The sequence below is a fragment of the Lysinibacillus composti genome (assembly GCF_016908465.1).
Lineage (GTDB): Bacteria > Bacillota > Bacilli > Bacillales_A > Planococcaceae > Ureibacillus > Ureibacillus composti_A.
The window spans coordinates 48,289-69,650 of the sequence record NZ_JAFBDY010000005.1 but is presented as its reverse complement, the minus strand read 5'-3'; the positions used below and the strand labels follow the sequence as shown (position 1 = coordinate 69,650).

General features: G+C 35.6%; 21 protein-coding genes and 1 other annotated feature. All 21 genes read right to left on the bottom strand.

The genetic code is table 11. The features are described 5' to 3' along the window. The 21 genes from JOD29_RS07595 to JOD29_RS07495 all read right to left on the bottom strand — a co-directional run bounded on the left by JOD29_RS07595 (position 1) and on the right by JOD29_RS07495 (position 21,319). Positions 1–879: an aspartate carbamoyltransferase catalytic subunit gene (locus JOD29_RS07595; RefSeq protein WP_124764076.1), complete on the bottom strand. Its 879-nt coding sequence runs from the start codon at positions 877–879 to the stop codon at positions 1–3. Between the two features lie 166 nt (positions 880–1,045). After that, on the bottom strand, positions 1,046–2,338 hold the full coding sequence (locus tag JOD29_RS07590; protein ID WP_124764077.1) for a uracil-xanthine permease family protein: 1,293 nt from the start codon (positions 2,336–2,338) through the stop codon (positions 1,046–1,048). Between the two features lie 20 nt (positions 2,339–2,358). Next, a complete protein-coding gene (pyrR, locus tag JOD29_RS07585; RefSeq protein WP_124764078.1) occupies positions 2,359–2,904 on the bottom strand; it encodes a bifunctional pyr operon transcriptional regulator/uracil phosphoribosyltransferase PyrR in 546 nt (181 codons plus the stop codon). 436 nt (positions 2,905–3,340) lie between these two features. Next, positions 3,341–4,255: an RluA family pseudouridine synthase gene (locus JOD29_RS07580; RefSeq protein ID WP_124764079.1), complete on the bottom strand. Its 915-nt coding sequence runs from the start codon at positions 4,253–4,255 to the stop codon at positions 3,341–3,343. Further along, positions 4,252–4,731 (bottom strand): signal peptidase II, encoded by a 480-nt coding sequence (lspA, locus tag JOD29_RS07575; RefSeq protein ID WP_124764080.1) that lies wholly within the window; start codon positions 4,729–4,731, stop codon positions 4,252–4,254. The genes JOD29_RS07580 and lspA overlap by 4 nt, the downstream gene beginning before the upstream one ends. A 607-nt stretch (positions 4,732–5,338) precedes the next feature. Beyond that, on the bottom strand, positions 5,339–8,098 hold the full coding sequence (ileS, locus tag JOD29_RS07570) for an isoleucine--tRNA ligase (protein WP_124764081.1): 2,760 nt from the start codon (positions 8,096–8,098) through the stop codon (positions 5,339–5,341). Positions 8,099–8,504: 406 nt separating this feature from the next. Beyond that, positions 8,505–8,726: a binding site (T-box leader), on the bottom strand. Between the two features lie 193 nt (positions 8,727–8,919). Further along, positions 8,920–9,468, bottom strand: coding sequence for a DivIVA domain-containing protein (locus tag JOD29_RS07565; RefSeq protein WP_124764082.1), 549 nt, complete (start codon positions 9,466–9,468; stop codon positions 8,920–8,922). A 98-nt stretch (positions 9,469–9,566) separates the two neighbouring features. After that, on the bottom strand, positions 9,567–10,352 hold the full coding sequence (locus tag JOD29_RS07560; protein WP_124764083.1) for a YlmH family RNA-binding protein: 786 nt from the start codon (positions 10,350–10,352) through the stop codon (positions 9,567–9,569). Positions 10,353–10,533: 181 nt separating this feature from the next. Continuing rightward, entirely contained in the window at positions 10,534–10,815 is a 282-nt protein-coding gene (locus JOD29_RS07555) for a YggT family protein (RefSeq protein ID WP_124764084.1), read from the bottom strand. 206 nt (positions 10,816–11,021) lie between these two features. After that, the gene (locus tag JOD29_RS07550) at positions 11,022–11,495 is read right to left on the bottom strand and encodes a cell division protein SepF (RefSeq protein ID WP_124764085.1); all 474 of its coding nucleotides are present in this window, start codon (positions 11,493–11,495) and stop codon (positions 11,022–11,024) included. Positions 11,496–11,510: 15 nt separating this feature from the next. After that, positions 11,511–12,179 (bottom strand): YggS family pyridoxal phosphate-dependent enzyme, encoded by a 669-nt coding sequence (locus tag JOD29_RS07545; RefSeq protein WP_124764141.1) that lies wholly within the window; start codon positions 12,177–12,179, stop codon positions 11,511–11,513. Between the two features lie 266 nt (positions 12,180–12,445). Then, the gene (locus JOD29_RS07540) at positions 12,446–12,685 is read right to left on the bottom strand and encodes a PRC-barrel domain-containing protein (RefSeq protein ID WP_124764086.1); all 240 of its coding nucleotides are present in this window, start codon (positions 12,683–12,685) and stop codon (positions 12,446–12,448) included. A 153-nt stretch (positions 12,686–12,838) separates the two neighbouring features. Beyond that, positions 12,839–13,621 carry an RNA polymerase sporulation sigma factor SigG gene (gene sigG / locus JOD29_RS07535; protein ID WP_124764087.1) on the bottom strand — a complete coding sequence of 261 codons (783 nt, stop codon included), beginning with the start codon at positions 13,619–13,621 and terminating at the stop codon, positions 12,839–12,841. Positions 13,622–13,870: 249 nt separating this feature from the next. Continuing rightward, positions 13,871–14,578: an RNA polymerase sporulation sigma factor SigE gene (gene sigE / locus JOD29_RS07530; protein WP_124764088.1), complete on the bottom strand. Its 708-nt coding sequence runs from the start codon at positions 14,576–14,578 to the stop codon at positions 13,871–13,873. Positions 14,579–14,721: 143 nt separating this feature from the next. After that, the gene (locus JOD29_RS07525; RefSeq protein ID WP_124764089.1) at positions 14,722–15,546 is read right to left on the bottom strand and encodes a sigma-E processing peptidase SpoIIGA; all 825 of its coding nucleotides are present in this window, start codon (positions 15,544–15,546) and stop codon (positions 14,722–14,724) included. 353 nt (positions 15,547–15,899) lie between these two features. Continuing rightward, a complete protein-coding gene (ftsZ, locus tag JOD29_RS07520) occupies positions 15,900–17,063 on the bottom strand; it encodes a cell division protein FtsZ (RefSeq protein ID WP_124764090.1) in 1,164 nt (387 codons plus the stop codon). Between the two features lie 50 nt (positions 17,064–17,113). Next, positions 17,114–18,403 (bottom strand): cell division protein FtsA, encoded by a 1,290-nt coding sequence (gene ftsA / locus JOD29_RS07515; protein ID WP_124764091.1) that lies wholly within the window; start codon positions 18,401–18,403, stop codon positions 17,114–17,116. 100 nt (positions 18,404–18,503) lie between these two features. Then, positions 18,504–18,869 carry a small basic family protein gene (locus JOD29_RS07510; protein WP_124764092.1) on the bottom strand — a complete coding sequence of 122 codons (366 nt, stop codon included), beginning with the start codon at positions 18,867–18,869 and terminating at the stop codon, positions 18,504–18,506. Positions 18,870–18,872: 3 nt separating this feature from the next. Next, positions 18,873–19,592, bottom strand: a complete 720-nt coding sequence (locus tag JOD29_RS07505; RefSeq protein WP_240033596.1) for a DUF881 domain-containing protein — start codon at positions 19,590–19,592, stop codon at positions 18,873–18,875. Between the two features lie 181 nt (positions 19,593–19,773). Further along, positions 19,774–20,493 (bottom strand): DUF881 domain-containing protein, encoded by a 720-nt coding sequence (locus JOD29_RS07500; RefSeq protein ID WP_124764093.1) that lies wholly within the window; start codon positions 20,491–20,493, stop codon positions 19,774–19,776. Next, the gene (locus JOD29_RS07495; RefSeq protein WP_124764094.1) at positions 20,471–21,319 is read right to left on the bottom strand and encodes a cell division protein FtsQ/DivIB; all 849 of its coding nucleotides are present in this window, start codon (positions 21,317–21,319) and stop codon (positions 20,471–20,473) included. Before JOD29_RS07495 ends, JOD29_RS07500 begins: the two co-directional genes overlap by 23 nt. Positions 21,320–21,362: the final 43 nt, after the last annotated feature.

Below are 21,362 nucleotides of genomic sequence, written 5' to 3'. Positions count from 1 at the left end.
TTATTCTCTTCCCTTCAGAATCGTTTCGAGGATGGCCATTCGAACAAACACACCATTACGAACTTGATCAAAAATTCTTGAACGTTTACATTCAACTAGCTCTGAAACGATTTCTACATCTCTGTTTACAGGAGCCGGATGCATGATGATGGCATTAGGTTTCATTCTTTTCTCACGTTCAAATGTTAGTCCATATTGTTCATGATAACTTTCTTTTGAAAAGCTCTTATTTACGTGATGACGTTCATGTTGAATGCGAAGTAACATAATAACGTCACTATCTTCAATTAATTCATCCCATGAATGATGCGCTTCGAATTCACCCGCCCATTCTGGAGGACATAAGAACCGGACATTTACACCTAAACGTTTTAAAGCCGTTGCATTTGATTTTGCTACTCGACTGTGTGAGATATCACCAACAATCGTTACATTTAGTCCTTCGAATTTTCCAAATTCCTTATGAATTGTATATAAATCAAGTAAACTTTGAGATGGATGTTGACCCGCGCCATCCCCAGCATTAATGACTGAAACGTTGATGCCTTCGAGAAGTTCGTTGTAATATTCATCTTCTTTTGCTCGAACTATGACGGCATCCAACCCGATCATTTCTAATGTTTTTACTGTGTCATACATTGTCTCACCCTTTAATGCGCTCGAAAATCCTGCATCAAATGGGATCACTGTACAACCAATTTTCCTTTCAGCCATTTCAAAACTTGTTTTTGTCCGGGTACTAGGTTCGAAAAACAGATTGGCTACGTTGTATGATTTAGATAATTTGCTTTGTTCTCCATTCTCAAAATCAGATGCGAGTTTAAGTATCTGATATACTTCTTCATTCGTTAAATGTTCCATTGAAAGTAAATTTCTCACTATTGATTCCTCCTGAAAAACTTTTTGATACAGTAAATGCCTCGCTAACTAGTTGCGAGGCATTGGAGGAGGTATAACGAAATTAGCAGGTTATAAACCCACTTACGTCATATTTCCCCTTTTTTGCCTCTCTGGACAATTCTTAAAAGGTTATTATTATAGTTATTTAATTTAAATCTTTCACTTCTTTATTTCGACCTGGTAGAACCAGATTTAGGATGACACCGACAATCGCAGCTAACGCCATTCCTTCGATTGAGAAAGATTCGCTAAATCGTAATGCTGCACCGCCAATTCCTACAACTAATATTACTGAGGCAATGACCATGTTGCGGTTATTCCCAAAATCAATATTGTTTTCTACTAACATTCGTAAACCACTTGAAGCAATGATTCCGAAAAGTAAGATGGAAATTCCACCAAGTACAGCAGTTGGAATGGTTTGTACTAAAGCCATTGCCTTTCCTGCAAACGAGAAGATAATCGCTAATACTGCTGCACCTAAAATCACATAAACTGAGAATACTCTTGTGATGGCCAGTACCCCAATGTTTTCACCATACGTTGTTTTTGGCGGACCACCGATAATTGCACTTACAAAAGTTCCTAACCCGTCACCTAATAATGAACGATGTAAACCTGGGTCTTTAATATAGTTTCGATTGACAACTTTTCCTAACACTAATTGATGACCAATATGTTCTGAAATTGTTACAATCACGATCGGTACCATGGCAAGAAGGATTTTTGATGTTACATTAAATTCATAATCAACACCTGGGATTAAAAAGTCAGGTAATGCAAACCATTTCGCTTCTTTTACGGCTGAAAAATCTACTATTCCTACTATAGCGGAGTATATGTAACCAATAATTAATCCCATTAAAATTGGCATTGTACTTAATATATTTTTAAAGTACACATTGAAGATTATGGCTGAAAACAGTGTCACTAATGCTGCTGTAAAGTGAAGGAAATTATATTCTCCATTCACATTCATCGCCATATTAACTGCCGTTCCAGACAAACCTAATCCGATTACGATAATGACAGGTGCTACAACGATTGGTGGTAACAGACGCATTAGCCATTTGTAACCCGATTTCCAAATCACTAATGATACAATTCCGTATACGACACCTACTGCCATTGCCCCAATCATTGCATTTCCGGGATTTACATTTGCGCCATTTCCATCTAACCCACCCGTTGCAATTAAAATTGGCGTAATAAATGCGAAGGACGATCCTAAATAAGCAGGTACTTTAAATTGTGTAATAAGTAGAAAGATGATCGTTGCAATTCCACTTGTTAATAATGCTATCGCTGGACTCAATCCGACTAATTGTGGTACTAAGATGGTTGAACCAAACATTGCAAACATATGTTGAAAACTTAATGTAATCAGTTGTCCACCAGTTGGTTTTTCATTTATATCTAAAACCGCATGCTTTGACATGGTACTTCCTCACGATCTTGTTAATTTGTTTTATGAAGCGATACGTTATCTACTCCATCTACTTCTGTCAGCTTTACGACGATTCTTTCAGAGCCTGATGTCGGAATATTTTTTCCCACATAATCTGCTCGAATCGGTAATTCTCGGTGTCCTCGATCTACTAAAACGGCTAGTTGAATTTGTGATGGCCTTCCTAAATCCATTACCGCATCTAATGCAGCGCGTACAGTTCGTCCTGTATATAACACATCATCTACGAGCACAATTTTTTGATCTTTAACGCTGTAATCAATATCCACTTGTTTAACTAGAGCTTCACCACTATCATTTTTTACTGATAGGTCATCACGATAAAGTGTGATATCTAGTTCTCCTGTTCGAATTGGTTTTCCTTCGATCTTTTCAATTCTTTCAGATATTCTTCTTGCTAAAAATGCTCCTCTTGTTTTAATGCCAACAATAATACATTCGTCAATCCCTTTATTTCGTTCGATGATTTCATGTGCGATTCTCGTCAACGCTCTGTTCATCGAAGGACTGTCTAGTAGTTCAGTAATTTGTGACATGTCCCATCCTCCTTCCGTTTGTTGAAATACTTATTTTACATTTGCGTACAGTCGTGAGAGTTTTTATTATCTTGCTTATGCCTCTTCAAAAGTATTCTGAAAGCTTTTTCTGTTCTTAAGCAAAATAAAAACCTCCTAAGCATCAGCTTAAGAGGTTGGATATACGTGTCGAAATTTCATACGAGCTTCCACTTGCATAATTATACATAGATATGATTATCCTATGCATCAATACTTATGCATTACTATCGTTTCACTATCTCGTAGTGCTTACAATAGTACGAAAATACTCGTTCCACATGTACCTTATCAGCCTCTCTGGACTGCCATTAAAGGTGAATATTTAGTTTTTAATGTTTATTTATTCATTCACTGTAGTCAGTATAGACCTTAATTTTGTCGAAGTCAACATCATTTGTAAAATTGATTGTCGAATTTAATTTTCTTTTCGTAATTGTTCAAGTAACTCTTTAAAATCATCTGGTAATGGGGCTTCAAACTCTAAATATTCCTTTGTTATCGGATGAATAAAGCCAAGAATTCCCGCATGAAGTACCTGTCCACCAAAATCGATCGTTTTCTTCGGTCCGTATTTTGGATCACCTACTAACGGGTACCCGATATAATTCATGTGGATCCGAATTTGATGTGTACGACCAGTTTCTAATTTACACTCCACTAATGTATACTTCCCACCAAATCGTTCTAGAACATGAAAATGTGTTACAGCATGTTTCCCATTATCTACAATTGCTTGTTTTTGACGGTCTTTTGGGTCTCGTCCAATCGGCGCATCGATCGTCCCTTTATCATGTGCAATATGACCATGAACAAGCGCAGTATATTTTCGTGTTACTGTTTTATTTACTAATTGTTCTACTAGTGAATTGTGAGCTACGTCATTTTTCGCTACCATAAGTAAACCAGACGTATCTTTATCAATACGGTGTACAATACCTGGTCTTAAAATGCCGTTAATTCCTGAAAGGTCTTTACAATGATGCATTAAGCCATTCACTAATGTACCAGTTAAATGACCAGGTGCTGGATGTACGACCATACCTTTTGGTTTATTAACTACAAGTACGTCCGAGTCTTCATATACAATCTCTAAATCCATTTCCTCTGGGATTACTTCAAGAGGCTCAGGTTCAGGAATGTCTATTTCGATAACGTCCCCTTCTCTTACTTTATATTTCGCTTTAACGTCTTCACCATTTACTTTTAAGATACCATCTGAAATCCAACCTGCAATTTGATTGCGGGACCATTCTGCCTCAAACGTTGATACGGCTTTATCAATACGCTCTCCTGCAATTTCAGATTCAATTGTATATTTTACTACTGTCATTGTTTCACCTTTTTCTTTTCTTCTCGCTCTTCTTTTAGTAATACAAAAATTAACATGATAACGGAAATTGTTAATGCAGCATCTGCAATATTAAATATTGGGAAGTCATAATTAATAATTGGAATTAATACATCAGCAAAGTCTACTACTTCTCCACGGAATAGTCGATCAATAAAGTTCCCAAGGGCTCCTCCTAAGAGAACCATTAGGGAAATTTGAAATAGTGGCTTGCCTTTTGCTTCCTTATGGTAGTAATAAATAATTCCAGCAATGACAACTAATGTGACGATAACAAAGATCCATAATTTCCCTTGTAACATACCCCAAGCAGCACCACGATTGCGGTGCGATAAGATTCCAAACCAGGGATCCCAAATTGCGATTCGTTCACCGAGTTCCATATTTTTAACAACTAGCCATTTAGTCCATTGATCTAAAAGGACAACTAAAGCAGCTAAACCATAATATTTATACATATATTATTTCCCCCGTTTACCTATATATCCTCACCATTCTACCATAAATTTATATATCACCTATATACATTGGCATTATGGTACCAAATGTATTCGTTAGAAGAATTGGTTTCTACGAATGTCGGGATTTTAATCTCGCTCTTTTTAGAGGCGTTCTCCGCTTTTCTTATTGTCTAGCTTCGCGCGTTAGCCGCTCGAAGTCGCTTCGATCCCTCGGTCGAAAACTGAAAAGACGTTTTCGATTCGGGCTCTCCAGCGCTGGTCGCGGCTGTACGAACGCGCTCCGCTTTTCTTTTTGTCTAGCTTCGAACGCCAGCTCCTCGACAACTTCTGAACCGCCTTCAAGGGCAAAAAGCGCCCTTTTGTCGGTTCTTCCAGTTGTTGTCGGAGCTAAACAGGCGTTCTCCGCTTTTCTTTTTGTCTAGCTTCGAACGCCAGCTCCTCGACAACTTCTGAACCGCCTTCAAGGGCAAAAAGCGCCCTTTTGTCGGTTCTTCCAGTTGTTGTCGGAGCTAAACAGGCGTTCTCCGCTTTTCTTAAAAAAAGGTTGCCCATAAGAGTCAGATTAAACCGACTTAAGGGCAACCCGGATTAGGCGTCTTAATGCTTATACGTATTGTTTTTCAACAACATCTGCACAACGAGAACATAATGTTGGGTGTGCTTCTACTTGACCAACTGTATCTGCGTAAGACCAGCAGCGTTCACATTTTTCTCCATCAGCTTTTTCCACAACGATTGCGGCAAGTTCTAGCACTAGCGCATTTTCAGGCGCTTGCGCTTTTTCACCAGCTACAACAAATTGTGAAACAATGTTTAATTGTGCAAAGTTAATTGATTCATCTTGAAGTAAAGCAACAACATCGTCATTTGCATAAATTGTTACTTTCGCTTCTAATGATTTACCGATTGTTTTCGCATTACGAGCTTCTTCAAGTGCTTTTAATACTTCATCACGTAAATCAATAACTTTTTCCCACTTCGTACGTAACTCACCAAAGTTTTCGTATTCATCAACTTCAGGGAAATCCGTTAATTGAACAGAAGCCTCTTCTGCATTTAAGTAAGACCATAATTCATCCGTAGTGTGAGGGATGATTGGTGTAAGTACTTTTAGAAGTGTTAATAAAGTATCATACATTACTGTTTGCATTGAACGGCGATCTTTATTATCAGTACCTTCGATGTACACAACATCTTTTGCAATATCTAAGTAGAATGCAGATAATTCAACCGCTACAAAGTTATTGATTGTGTGGTACACAGATGCAAAATCATAACGGTCATATGCTGTACGAACATGTTTTAATACATCTTGTAAACGCATATATACATATTGGTCTACTTCACGTAATTCTTCATAGGCAACACGATTTGTATTTGCATCGAAATCATGAAGATTACCATGTAAGAAACGTAAAGTATTACGGATTTTACGATAAACTTCTGAAATTTGTTTTAACATATCCATTGAGATACGAACGTCACCTGTATAGTCAACAGATGCTACCCATAGACGAAGAATATCTGCACCATATTGGTTCATTACTTTTTCAGGAATAATTACGTTTCCTAGTGATTTACTCATTTTACGTCCATCACCATCTAAAACGAAGCCATGTGTTAATAAGCCTTTGTATGGTGCATAGCCATTAATTGCCACAGAAGTAATTAATGATGAGTTAAACCAACCACGGTGTTGGTCAGAACCTTCAAGATAAAGATCTGCTGGATATTTCATACCGCGCTCAACAAGTACACCTTGGTGAGATGAACCTGAATCGAACCAAACGTCCATAATATCGTTTTCTTTTGAGAATTTACCATTTGGACTACCTGGGTGTGTAAAGCCTTCTGGTAATAATTCTTTTGCTTCACGTTGGAACCAAATGTTTGAGCCATGTTCACGGAATAATTGTGAAACATGTGCAATTGTTTCAGGCGTAATAATCTCTTCGCCGTTTTCAGCATAAAACACTGGAATTGGTACACCCCATGCACGTTGACGAGAAATACACCAGTCACCACGATCACGAATCATGTTGTAAAGACGTGTTTCACCCCATGCAGGTGTGAATGCAGTACTTTGAACTGCTTCTAATAGCTCTCCACGGAATGCTTCTACTGAACAGAACCATTGTGGTGTAGCACGATAAATAACTGGTTTTTTCGTACGCCAGTCATGTGGATATGAGTGAGTAAAGAATGATAATTTCTCTAAAGCGCCCACTTCTTTTAATTTTTCAGTAATTACTTTATTGGCATCATCGTAGAATAGACCTTCAAACCCTGGAGCCTCACTAGTATAGCAACCTTGGTCATTAACAGGACTTAGGACAGGTAGACCATATTTTTTACTTACATTAAAGTCATCTTCCCCGTGACCTGGTGCTGTATGAACACAACCAGTACCAGCATCCGTTGTAACGTGCTCTCCCACCATGATTAAAGAATCACGGTCATAAATTGGATGTTTTGCCACTACATATTCAAGCTCTTGACCTTTTACTTCTTGAACTACTTTTGCATTTTCCCATTCAAGTGCTTGTGAAACAGTTTCTAGTAAATCTTTTGCGATAATAAATTTATTATCATTTACTGCAACAACTACATAAGTAATATCAGCATTTAGAGTGATCCCTAAGTTTGCTGGAATCGTCCAAGGTGTTGTCGTCCAAATAATGAATTTCGCATCTTCTGGAACAACGCCTTTTGCATCTTTAATAGCGAAACTTACATAAATAGATGGCGATTTAACATCTTTATATTCTATTTCAGCTTCCGCTAAAGCTGATTCTGATGATGGTGACCAATAAACAGGTTTTAACCCTTTATAGATATACCCTTTTTCAGCCATTTTACCGAATACTTCAATTTGGCGTGATTCAAATTCTGGTTTTAATGTGATATAAGGATTTTCCCAGTCACCACGAACTCCAAGACGTCTAAATTGTGTTTTTTGGTTTTCAATTTGTTCATAAGCGTATTTTTCACAAAGTTCACGAAATTCGGCAATCGTTAACTCTTTACGTTTAACACCTTTATTTGTTAAAGCTTGTTCGATTGGTAATCCATGTGTATCCCATCCTGGAACATATGGTACATGGTAACCTGTCATTGAACGATGACGGTTAATCATATCTTTGATTACTTTGTTAAGTGCGTGACCAATGTGGATATCCCCATTTGCATATGGAGGTCCATCATGTAATACAAATACTGGGCGATCTTTTGTACGCTCGTTAACTAGCGCATTAATATCCATTTCATTCCATTTTTCTTGAATTTTTGGTTCGTTTGCTGGTAGATTCCCGCGCATTGGGAAATCTGTTTTTGGCATCGATAATGTATCTTTATACTCTACCATTTAGAAGCCTCCTAATAGTTTTTTCTTAAATTTTTACTTCTTTACCTAAATCAGTATTCTTGTTTAACTAACAATTAAACAAATAAAAGAGTTTATTCCAATAAATGACCTATACAAATCAGATTTGTGAGAAATGTTAAGTCGAGTTTTTGGTGATGTCTAGCTCCGAACGCCAGCTCCTCGCGCAACTAGAACCGCCTTCAAGAGCAAAAATTATGTGATTTCCGTTGAAACACATAATTTTCTGCGCCGAAAGTGAAACGACAGGCGCAAAAACCCTTTTGTCGGTTCCTCCAGTTGTTGAGGCTCACACGATGTGAGTCATGACGGCAATGCACGCGCGTGTCGCGTTTTTGCCGTAACGGGCGTTCTCTGCTTTTCAAATAAAAAAAGCACCTCATCCCTAACAAGGGACGAGATGCGAAACTCGTGGTACCACCCTAATTTGCATGCCAAATTGGCCGCCTCTTAGACACAATAACGTTGTGTAATACGAAATCACTTACTAACTTTCAGTGATTTAGCTCAGGAGTGATTTTCCTCTATTGATTGCTTCGTTCGAGCTTTCACCATCCTCGAATCGCTAGTGTCCACGCACAATAAGTACTGTCTCCGTTATCACTTATACATATATAAATCATTTTACCTTGACTAAGTCTTGCGTTTTGGATTTTTTCTTGTACTCATACAAGAACTCCTCTACAAAATCTCATAACTCGCCAAAAGTTTTATAAAAAAGAAGGGGTTTTGTCCCTAGTTTTGGATAATATACTCGTGTATCAGTATATGGAAATGAAGGAATTACGTCAAGTATTATTGACCTATAATAAATTTTTTAATTCTTCTTCAGTCAATTCTTGTTCATCATCACGTCTTGCGTGTTCTTGTATTTCTGTTAACCCTATATCATATTCCATTAATTGATCCCAATCATTTGTATTTAATAAATCCAATTGGGCTTCTACTAACATTTTAAAACGATTACGGAAAACTTTCGATTGTTTTTTTAACTCATCAATTTCAATAGCAATTTTACGAGCTTTGCTGAGTGCTTCATTAACGATACGGTCAGCATTTTTTTCTGCTTCTTTCATAATCAATTTCGCTTCTTTTTGAGAATTACGTTTTACGTCTTCAGCAGCCTCTTGTGCAACCATAATTGATTTTTCAAGTGTATCTCGTAATGAGTCATAGTGGCTCATTTGCTCTGTCATTGTTTTAAGTTTTTCTTCTAACTCTTTCTTTTCTCGGAGAATAATCTCGTAATCTTTAATAATTTGAACTAAAAATTCATTTACCTCATCTTCAGCATATCCGCGGAATCCACGAGTAAACTCTTTATTATGTATATCGAGAGGGGATAGTGGCATACGACATAACACTCCTTAATTTCGATTATATTTACCTCTATTATACAGCTCTAGCAAGTTATTGACATCAAATTTTCGCAAATTTTCGTTAACAAATGTTATTTTTGCTCTAAATGACCTACTTGAAGTCGAATCTTATCTTTCTTTGTTCTCCCCTCAATCATCATGACTTTCATTCTACCAAAACCTCTCGCAGATATAATGTCACCTTCTTGTAACTCAAAGGAAGTTGATTCACGAACTGTCCAATTCACCTTAACTTTGCCAGCCTTTATAAGAGCTTGGGACTTTTGACGAGACATATTTAACACAGTTCCCAATATAACGTCTAACCTCATAGATGAGGCTGTATAATTTTTATCATTCCATATGTCAGCTGTTTGGATGAGTTTTTCCGGGCGATCAGCTTGCTCTAATCTAACTTTTGCTTTACCAATGCTTGTTAAATTTGTCTGTATATAATCTGCAACTTCTGTAGCGACCGCAAATTGAATTAACTCATCTTCAATTCGAATATCACCAAATTTCGTTCGATCCATTCCGATTGATAGTAATGCACCCAGTACGTCGGGATGCTTTATTTGCACAAACTTTGATGGATATTGAATTTCAAAAATGGTAATTTGAAAGTCTTCTTTTTGGGGTTCAAAATAAGATGGGCAAATTAAAATTCGCTCTCTTTCAGCTTCTCCAAAAATACCTTCACTATGTATAACTAAATCTTCATTTTGACCAATAACTGAGTTTACGATAAATCTTTGTCTGGGGTCTAAAAAGTCTGTTAACTTCGGAGCATAACGATTCTCTACTTCTCGAAGCCATCCAATTACTTTTTCAATAAATGTTTGTTCATCTTTACGAAAATGCTGTATTAAATGCTCCATCTATTTCAACTCACTTTTAAACTTATATTTATTATTCTTATACCCATTTTTTGCTATAAAAATATCTTATTATAAAAAAAATTTGGCCCATAAGTATTGGATTCATACTTATAGACCAACTATATTTGTTATTTTAGTTATTGGCTCTTATAGAAATTAATTAATTTAAGAAAGTCTTTGTTTAAATGAGCACATTATAAATGTTAGAAATGACAATCATAACTCCGCGCTCGATAAAACTTAGAAGTAAAATTGCAATAATTGGCGATAAATCAATCATCCCAATTGGAGGTATAAACTTTCGGAAAAAGCCTAAATATGGTTCACACGCTTTTGCCAGAATTTGTCCAAACTTTGAACCTTGAGCAGATGGAACCCAGGACATTAAAATATAAATGATTAGCATAAACGAATAAATCGAAAATGCTATTGAAATAATAGATGTTATTGTAAATATACCCATGTAATAAACTACCTCACTAATTATAAAATTCACCATAACGTAAATTTAAGAATTATTGTTTTCTATACAATGCAAGCAACCTTCTACTGCGCACAGTTATGTACTTGCTTATATTTTTCATATGATTCACAATTTACGCAGGTAAGTTCATTCGATTTTTCCGCTACTGTTACAACATCCTTAAAATGTGCGTCTCGCGTCGAATGTTATTGAAATTGGTCATTCATAAAGTTTGAAATTTCTCCAGTGACTTCAACATTTTCAGGTGTACATAAAAAGATATCGTTTCCAATTCTTTGGATATCTCCACCTAATGCATAGACAGTACCACTTAAAAAGTCGATGATGCGAACACCTTGTTCGCGATCGATCCGTTGTAGATTTACAATAATCGCTCTTTTATTTTTTAAATGCTCTGAAATATCTTGTGCTTCAGCATAAACACGAGGTTCAACAATGACTACTTTTGAATTTTTCATCGAACTAGCAGCTTGTAAACTAACAACGTTAAGCGGCGGTTGTTCCGTACTATTAAATTTTCGTTCCTTTTTAGCACGTGGTGTCTTTACAACTGTATACTCATGTTGTTGCTTAGGAACTTGTTGGATTTGTGGCTGTGATTCAATTTCTTCCTCTTCTTCTAAATAAAAGAAATTTTTAATCTTATTTTTCATGCTCATTTGCTTCCCTCTTTTCTATCCAACAAGAGCTGTACCTATTCTTACAAATGTTGCGCCTTCTTCTACAGCAATTACATAGTCATTAGACATTCCCATCGATAATTCATTACAAGGTGCATATGGTAATTCTAATGCCACAACTTCTTGTTGTAATTGTTTTAAATCACGAAATACTTTTCTAATCGTTGCTTCATCTTCAGTATTCGGTGCCATCGTCATTAAGCCAACAATACGAATTTTTTTGAATTCATGTAATGATTGAATAAATGGAATTACTTGTTCTTTAGAAAGACCATGTTTGGATTCTTCTCCAGATACATTTGCTTGTACAAAACAATTAACTGTTTGCTCAGCACGTTTTTCAATTTCTTCTGCTAAACTCATTCTATCTAAGGAGTGTAAGTAGTCTAATTCATTGATGACTTGTTTTACTTTTCTAGTTTGAAGTGATCCAATATAATGCCATTTAGCTTTCGTTTGAATGACTTCTTTTTTTGACAATAATCCTTCTGGACGGTTTTCCCCCAAATGAACTAGTCCTGTTTCAAGTGCTTCGATTGTTCTTTCAGTAGAAACTTGTTTAGTTACTGCAATAATCTTAACATCTTGAGTTACATTCGCTTTTTGTTTTGCATTTTCAATTTTTTTATTTATTTCTTCTAAATTATTACTAATCTTAGTCAATTTATTCCCAACTTTACTATTAGAATTTATGCCGCTAAAACGGTTAGGTCGACAAAAACTACCAATATTCATTTTAATGCCCGTCAATACTCTCGTCCTAACACTCAAAAAACAATCTTATTTTGATGATTTTATGAGAAAAACTCTAGGTTTGAATATACAGGTTGAACTTTTTCCATAGGTGGGGAAGAAAAATCCCCCACAGATGGAAGTCTTCACTACTTCATTGTAACAATGAACTAACTAATTTTCAATGAATAGCGAATTTAATCGTAAATTGCTTTAACTAATATGACATCTTTCCCAACTACAAGTATATCGTTAATACTTACTTTCCTTACAGATTCCTCACTGTTCATAAATGAAAGAAACTTTTTTGGTTCAGACACTAAAAATGCTACAATTCTACCTGTACTCTCATCTACCTCCGCATCAATTACATAACCAACGAAACGCCCGCTCTCCGCCTCGATAATTTCTTTTTGTTGGACTGTTGAAAAACGCAAAAGAATTCTCCTTTCTCAAAAATCCCTTAATTATCCTATGAAATTCAGACGTAAATAAGCATTCTTTTTGTTTCATTTATTTAAAACACTTACTTTTTTACTATTTCGATAAAATAAAAATAAAAACGCACTTATAAATAAGTGCGTTGGATGTTAATTCGTTTTATAGTCTTTTTGCATTGTCTCAATAGCATTTTTCTCTAATCTTGAAATTTGTGCTTGAGAAATACCTAGTGATTTGGCGATTTCAGTCTGTGTTTCACCATAATAGAATCGTTTTGATAAAATCATTTGTTGTCTTTCATCTAATTTTTGCATACTTTCTTTTACACTTACATACGCAACCCATTGATCTTCTGATACATCGTCATCGCGTAATTGATCCATAATATATACGGCATCTCCACCATCTGAATAGATAGGTTCTTGTAATGATAGTGGATCTTGAATAGCATCTAAAGCATATAATACATCTTCTTTTTTCATCTCTATTGCTTCTGCAAGTTGTTCAATTGTTGGTTCATATAAATTTTCTGATATGAACTTTTCTTTTGCTTGCATCGCCTTATAGGCAATATCTCTTAGTGAACGAGAGACTCTAAGTGCATGATGATCACGTAGATGTCTTCTAATCTCACCAATAATCATTGGTACAGCATATGTTGAAAATCTAACATTATGCTTTAAATCAAAATGATCAATTGCTTTTAATAAACCAATACACCCTACTTGGAATAGGTCGTCAGCCTGTTCTCCGCGATAAGAAAATCTTCCGACAATACTTAAAACTAGACGCAGATTACAGAATACAAGTTCATCTCTTACCCATGTTTCGCCTGATTGCAAGCGAACAAACAGCTCTCTCATCTCTTCGTGCTTTAAAACCGGTAAAGAAGCTGTATCAACACCACAAAGCTCTACTTTTGTACGTACCATCTTCTTTTCCTCCGAACTTTTTTTATGTCTCTGAACTGTTTTTTAAGTTTGTCCGAAACAGAAAAGAATATGCACATTTTGACTCGTCCAATTATATCCAACAAAATCAATAACACTTTTACTAACCTGATTCTTTTTTTATTTAATCCTCCTACATTTCTACCTTTAACAAAATTAAGAATTCCTAAGAGCAATAAAATCTATGTGCAGTAGCGTCTTACGCACGCCTACTACACATAGATTAGATTATTAGGATATTGGCTGATTTAGGTGCTCTCTTAAATCTAAAATTATTTTCTTTTCTAAACGTGAAATGTACGATTGTGAGATTCCTAAATGGTCAGCAACTTCTTTTTGAGTCATTTCTTGCTTTCCATTTAAACCAAATCGGCATTCCATAATATAACGTTCGCGTTCACTTAATCCATTAATAGCATTAAACATTGTTGCACGTTCAATTTTCTTTTCTACGTCATTCATTATGATTTGTTCTTCTGTTCCTAGAATATCTGATAGTAATAGTTCATTCCCATCAGGATCTGAATTTAATGGCTCATCTAACGATACTTCACCTTTCATACGGCTTGTTTTACGTAGATGCATCAAAATTTCATTTTCAATACAACGTGAAGCGTATGTGGCAAGTTTGATATTTTTTTCTGTATTAAATGTTTCAATTGCTTTAATTAGTCCAATGGATCCGATACTAATTAAATCCTCAATTGGAGTTCCTGTGTTGTCAAAACGTCTAGCAATATATACAACTAGACGTAAATTTCTTTCAATCAATGTATCTCTAGCTCTTAAATCACCATTCATAAAGGCTTCAATAACTGTTGTTTCTTCTTCTCTAGTTAATGGTACTGGCAAGGAATCATGGCCTCCTATATAGTAGGTTCCTCTAGTGCGAAATCTACTCCAAATTTTTCTAAAAAAAGATATTATATTTTTAAACAATCATTTTCCCCCTTTATGCTTATGATTAAATTTGCTTTGGCGTCATGCAACATGTTGCTCAAAGCCCTGTTCAATTAACATAGTGACATTCGCTGGAGGCCTTAACTACTTTCAGCTAATGCTGAGTTACCAGCTGAAAAAAGTTAAAGTGCTAAAACATGTAGTATGATTTGTGCGTCTTGTGGATATTTCGCATCATTTTTTGTAAACACAACATATTGTTCAACAATTTCCTTATTAGTTGTCCCACTTATTTTTAATTGGTCAAATCGAAATGCTAAGACAGTCGAACGTTCTTGCTGAACAGTTGAAAGCGTTAACACTCTAATTTTCGGGTAGACGTATGCAGGAAACATGGTTAGTTGATATGGATTTTTTTCATCCCATTCGAGCAATGCCTTATGAAAATCTTCAGGTAGGGTTTTGGCTACAGCATTGTAGGATAGAAAGTGAACTGGTTTACCACTCATTGGTTCAATACACTCATTACCAGTATCAATAAAACCTCTCAAAGAGAAGGATTGTTCAAATAATAGAAGTTCACAATCTACAACAAATGAAGACTGGATTTTCGTTTGCATTATGCTTCGCCATTTGGAATGTATCGCTGTTAAACTTAAAAACGCAATTGAGGTACATAGAATAAAGAATGTAATCCCTGATCTTGCTAATAAAAAAGGTAGTAAACTTGTTAATACCCCACCTAGGAAAAAGGTTGAGATTAAAAGTACTGTACCCTGCCTTAACAACGATTGAATTCTAAATGAAAATGCGAATCCTATTAAAACAACGAAACTCAATAATGCTCCAAAATAGGAATGATGTAAGATGGCTGCGATTAGTCCGCTACAAAATGCACTCAGGAGTAACCTACTCCTCTTTACATACAATCCCGTTATTTCTTGTGCAAATTTTAATAAAAAATAGTTGAACAACGTATTGTATAGTACGAGTAATTCTCCAATCATTTTAGCGTCCTCCTATTGATAGATTAACACTCGTTCCTTGAAGAAAATGTCAAACCATCGTACAAAAAACTAAAATCTTTTAGACAAAATACTTCCTTAAAATAGAAGAAAAGGGTAAATTATCGCCAGTATGCGACAAAACCACCATTTCTATTTGCAGGTCTACTTAAAGATTTTTGCTTCAATCCGCCAAAAAAACCGACCAATCCCTTAAACCCTGGATTTAGTCGATTTCATTCGAATTTCATAATATTCAAGTATACTGTTCTACAGTTTTGAATTTACTTTTTCCTAAATAAATAAAAGTGCTGTTCAGAAATACTACTTTCTGAACAGCACTTTTTAACATATTATTAGTGACGATTTCTATTACGATTTCTTAAGAATGTTGGAATATCTAACATATCATCTTGCTGATAGTTATTATTTTGAGTTTGACGTACTGGTTCTTGTTGTACTGGTTGTTCTTGTACACGTTCTCTAATTGTTGGTTGCGGAGCTTGAGTTTGTGCAACTCTGTTACCCATCGCAGGACGTGAATTTTGGACACGTTGGTTAATAATATCATCAGAGAAACCAGTAGCTATAACAGTTACGATAATTTCGTCATTAAGATTTTCATTAATGACAGAACCGAAGATCATATTTACTTCTTCATCAGAAGCAGATGCTACGATGTCTGCAGCTTCCTGAACTTCAAATAAGCTTAAATTAGATCCACCAGTAATGTTCATAATAACACCTTTTGCACCATCAATAGATGTTTCTAATAATGGACTTGAGATTGCCTTTTTAGCAGCTTCCGTCGCACGGTTTTCACCAGTTGCAATCCCGATTCCCATTAAAGCAGAACCTTTATCAGACATAATTGTTTTTACGTCAGCAAAGTCTAAGTTAATTAAACCTGGTGTAGCAATTAAGTCAGAAATACCTTGTACCCCTTGACGTAATACATTATCAGCCTCGCGGAACGCTTCAAGCATTGGAGTGCTTTTATCAACGATTTGTAATAATTTATCGTTTGGAATAACAATTAATGTATCTACAGCTTCTTTCATTGCTGCGATCCCTGAAATAGCTTGTGTTTGACGTTTACGGCCTTCAAACGAGAATGGACGTGTAACAACACCAACTGTTAAAGCACCTAAATCACGTGCAATGGATGCGATTACCGGAGCCGCACCTGTACCAGTTCCACCACCCATACCGGCAGTTACGAAGACCATATCGGCCCCTCTAAGTACTTCTTCAATTTGCTCGCGGCTTTCTTCAGCGGCTTTTTTACCTACTTCAGGATTAGCACCAGCACCTAATCCACGAGTAAGCTTTCCCCCAATTTGTAGCTTGTACTCAGCTTTTGATAGATTTAAAGCTTGTGCATCAGTATTTACCGCAATAAAATCTACACCTTGTACGCCATGTTCAATCATTCTGTTTACTGCATTATTACCGCCACCGCCAACACCAATTACTTTGATATTAGCTAGTTGGTCGATACTAGTATCAAATTCCAACATAGTATTCTCCTCCTACTACTCTAAAACTTAGTTAATATGAATCTATCAAGTTATTCGAAAAATTTATCAAATAGTCTTTTCGCTTTGTCAATCACGCTTGTCTTATTCGTTTGTTCGGCTTTTTCTGATGCATTTGATTGTTTTTTAGGAGGAGTATTCCCTGCCCCTGCTGTAGCGTAAACTGGCGCTTCACTCGGGCTTCTACCATAAAATTCATCCTCATCATGTGCATATTGTATTAGTCCGACTGCTGTCGTATAAGATGGTTCCCGTACGCCGATATAATCAGGGGTATATATTCTTACACGAGTTTGCATTACTTGTCTAGCCAATGGTGCAATTCCTTCTAATTGTGCTACACCGCCTGTAATAACTACGCCACCCGGAAGGTCACGAACGCCCATATCAGCCAACTTGTCCAAAATCATTTCAAATAGTTCTTCTAAACGTGCTCCTATAACATTTGAAATAAATCTTTGACTAAACTGATCAGTAGTATCGGTTCCAACAACAGGAACTTCAAATAGTTCTTCATCTGATGCATCATCGTAAAAGGCATGTCCAAATTGTTTCTTAATTTGTTCGGCTTGTTCAGTTGGAGTTTTTAGCACAATCGATAAATCCTTAGTTATATGTTCGCCGCCGATTGGCACAACTCCTGTATGTTTTAATAATCCGTCTTCAAATACTGCGATAGTTGTTGAGCCACCACCTAAATCAATAAAAGCAGTACCTTGATTTTTTTCGTCTTCAGATAATGCTAGATGACCAGCTGCTAGCGGTTGCAAATAAATTTCTCTTATTTGTAAACCTGCTCGCTCAACACATCTTAATACATTATGCACGATTGTTTTAGAAGTGGTAATCATCGTTGCATCCATTTCTAAACGGATTCCAATCATCCCACGGGGGTCTTTGATTTCATCCAAATTATCAACAATAAATTGACGCGGTATGATGTTTACCAAAACACTTTCAGGTGGCACAGACATTGCTTGTGCCGAATCAATCACTCGTTCTAAATCATCATCTGTAATTTCACGATTTTCACTATTAACGGCGACTACACCTTTAACGGATTTTAGTGAAGTTTGAATTGCGGGTATACCTAATATTACTTCTTCAACTGCTAGTCCAGTCATACGTTCAGCTTGTTCTACGGCTTTTCTAATTGATTGGACCGTTGCATCTATATCAACAATAGTACCTTTTCGAATTCCGTTTGATTTTACATTGCCGACGCCTATAACATGAATGTTGTTGTCACTCACTTCACCTATTAAAACTTTAATAGACGACGATCCAATATCAAGTGAGATATAAATATTTTCATGATTCAAACTACCGCACCTCCTTCGAATACTCCTACTTTTCATTGTATTGTAGTTTTATATCAATGTCTAAATAAAATAATATATACTATTCAATTTTACCGCTATTTTACTGATTTTTCATCCCATTTTTATGTCTGTCTTCCCATTTTGTTATCAAAATTCGTCGAATGACAGCTATATTCTGGAATAACCGCACTCCAAAGGCAAAAATCGCAGCTAAATATAGGTCAACTCCTAGGTGTACTCCTAAAAATGCAAGGCCTGCTGCTAACGCGATATTAAAGAAAAATCCAGATACAAAAACCTTATCATCATAGACTTGTTGTAAATGAGCCCGTATTCCCCCAAATAATGTATCAAGTGCAGCTAATACTGCAATAGATAAATAGTTTTCATAAACTGCAGGAATTTGAATATCGGTTAAGAGACCTAAGGCTAGTCCTAATATTAATCCTAATAATGGTAACCACATACTCTAATCCCCTTTATTTTCTTCCACTAAATATGAGTTTACAAGTTCACCGTCAAATTTTGTAATGGTAATTTTATCCTGTGCCTTATTAATGACTAAATCAAGATTATCGATATAAAAATCATCTTGAAATCCTGAGGCATATAAGTAACTATAAAGTTTCTCAGCCATTTCAAAGCTTTCTGTAATTACTTTTATTTCTACCTCTGTATCATTAATAGGTATGCTATTAACCGTTGTATCTCCATTGATATCACGAATTGCAGTAGTATGAACAATTCTTTGGCCATTGATTTCCATATATAAACCATTAAAACGGAAGATTTCATTCACTAAACGGATAAGTAATTCAGGAGTAATAGGTTCTACTTGATACCCAAATTCGATTAATTCCATAGAGGGACGAATATTTAGGGTCAAGCCCGGGCCGGATACAGGGGAAAGACCAGCTTCACGTTTTAACTCTTCAAGTGTATTTTGTAAAACTTGTCCTTGATTTTTGGAGTTCGAACTTTCGTATTCCTTAACGTCCTCGCTGAGAGTCAATATTTCTGAAAGTAATTCAGATTGTCTCTTTTTCTCTTCTGATAACTCTTGCCTTACTTCCCAAATATCGCGGGTATCTCGTTCAGTCGGTTTTTGAACGGTATTATATTGAATTGCAATCATTAAGCCAATAATAAATGACACAATTGTTATTCTAGCGATTATTTTCTTATTCACTTTATTTCCTCCAAAATCCCCCCATATCACCTAACTTCTATGATATCGGTAGGAGGTTAGATAACTATATTTGTGCACGTTTGAAATTCTGCAAATAGCATTTCATTTTAATATATATATCGTTTTAAAGATTGAAGCCATCAAATATGTAAAGTGTTGAAGAGTAGAGGGTAGGATCTATTTAACTTTCTTCATTTACAGAAGGCATCGAAATCTTACCACTCTCTTCAAGTGTTACTACAATTTGGTCATTTAATAGTTGATCAAAAACTCCACCAACCATTTGCAAAGAGTCAATTAATGTATCAGAATTTCCAACCGCTGCAATTTCAAAAGGTGCGGGATATTGTTTTCCATCCACTGTAATAACTGGTCCATTACAGCGTATATATGAATTAGCCTTTAATCTTTGACCATTGACAGAAATAGCCTCTGCACCAGAAATTCTCAATTCATTAATGACCATAAATATATGACTTTCATGAACGATATAATCATTGGGATTGGTTGTATTTGGATTGTATTCTCCATCTTTTAATGTTACTTTAATCCCCTCCCCTACTGCTGGAATTTGACCCAATAGTAGGCGGATTTGTTCAGCTTTATCTACCATTTGCTCATACTCATTTTGGTTGGAAGCAAAAGATTTTTCATAATCACGAATTTGTTCTTGTAAATGATTTACCTCATCCATTAATTCTTTATTTCGTTCTTTTTGATCAATCAATTCTTCTCGATAGGATTCATCTTGTTGTAAAAAATTATTTGTAATTTTCACTTCATCTTTTGACAAGTTATACGAGTAGCCGATTATAAATCCAGTAGTGATGAGGACAATTAATAGAATGAACTGTTTTCTTGTGAATTTAGGTGACTTTCTATTCGGGAATCGATTCTTCATCTGTAATCACTTCCTGTTCTCCCTCTTCCAAATCCTCTTCTTCTAAATCATCGATGTTAAAGTCAACTTCTGAATATTCATCAGAATAGGAGCGATAGTAAGAACCAACTTCGATATCAATAATCCCTTTTTCAAATTCACCAGTACTCTCAATTTGTGCAACAATTGAAGGATAATAGTTTAGCTTGTCCGAAAGAGATGTAATTTCTGCTCGCACCTCATAGCCATCATTCATAAAAAGGGTAATGGCGTATGGATCTGAACTTGTTGGGGTTGCATTAATTTGAGATATTAACGCTAAAACTGTTGGCTTTAGCTGTCCAAGTTCTTTTAACAATCGCTTTCTTAATTTTTCATCATCAAATGCTAAAAATACTGGTGCATCAATTGGTTCAACAGTACTCATTTTTTTGAAGACATATCCGTTTTCTAACATCGGATAAAAGACTTGATCCTCCGAAATATAAGCTACTTTATCCCATTCTTGTAAGTTGATTTCTACAGTTGTTAACCATTGGCGTTTCACTTCAGCGTTTTTAATCCATTTTTGTTGTAGTAAATCTTTCTCTACTTCTTTAGAACGAAATCCCCACATGGAGTTTCCCACTTTTAAGTCCGATAATTCCAAGTATTCCTCATTTTGAACAAGTTCAGAACCGGTAATTTTTATTGTTTTAATCTCACTATATGGAGATTGAAAATAAAGGAGTAAAAATAATGTGAGAAAAAATAAGGAGACTAATACAATAAATTTTCTATTCGTTCTTTTTTTTCTTTTTTCTCGTAATGTTGGTATACGGTCTTCGATATCTATAATCTTCTCCATATTTTTACTCCTCTCTCAATTACTTTAATAAAATTAACCTATT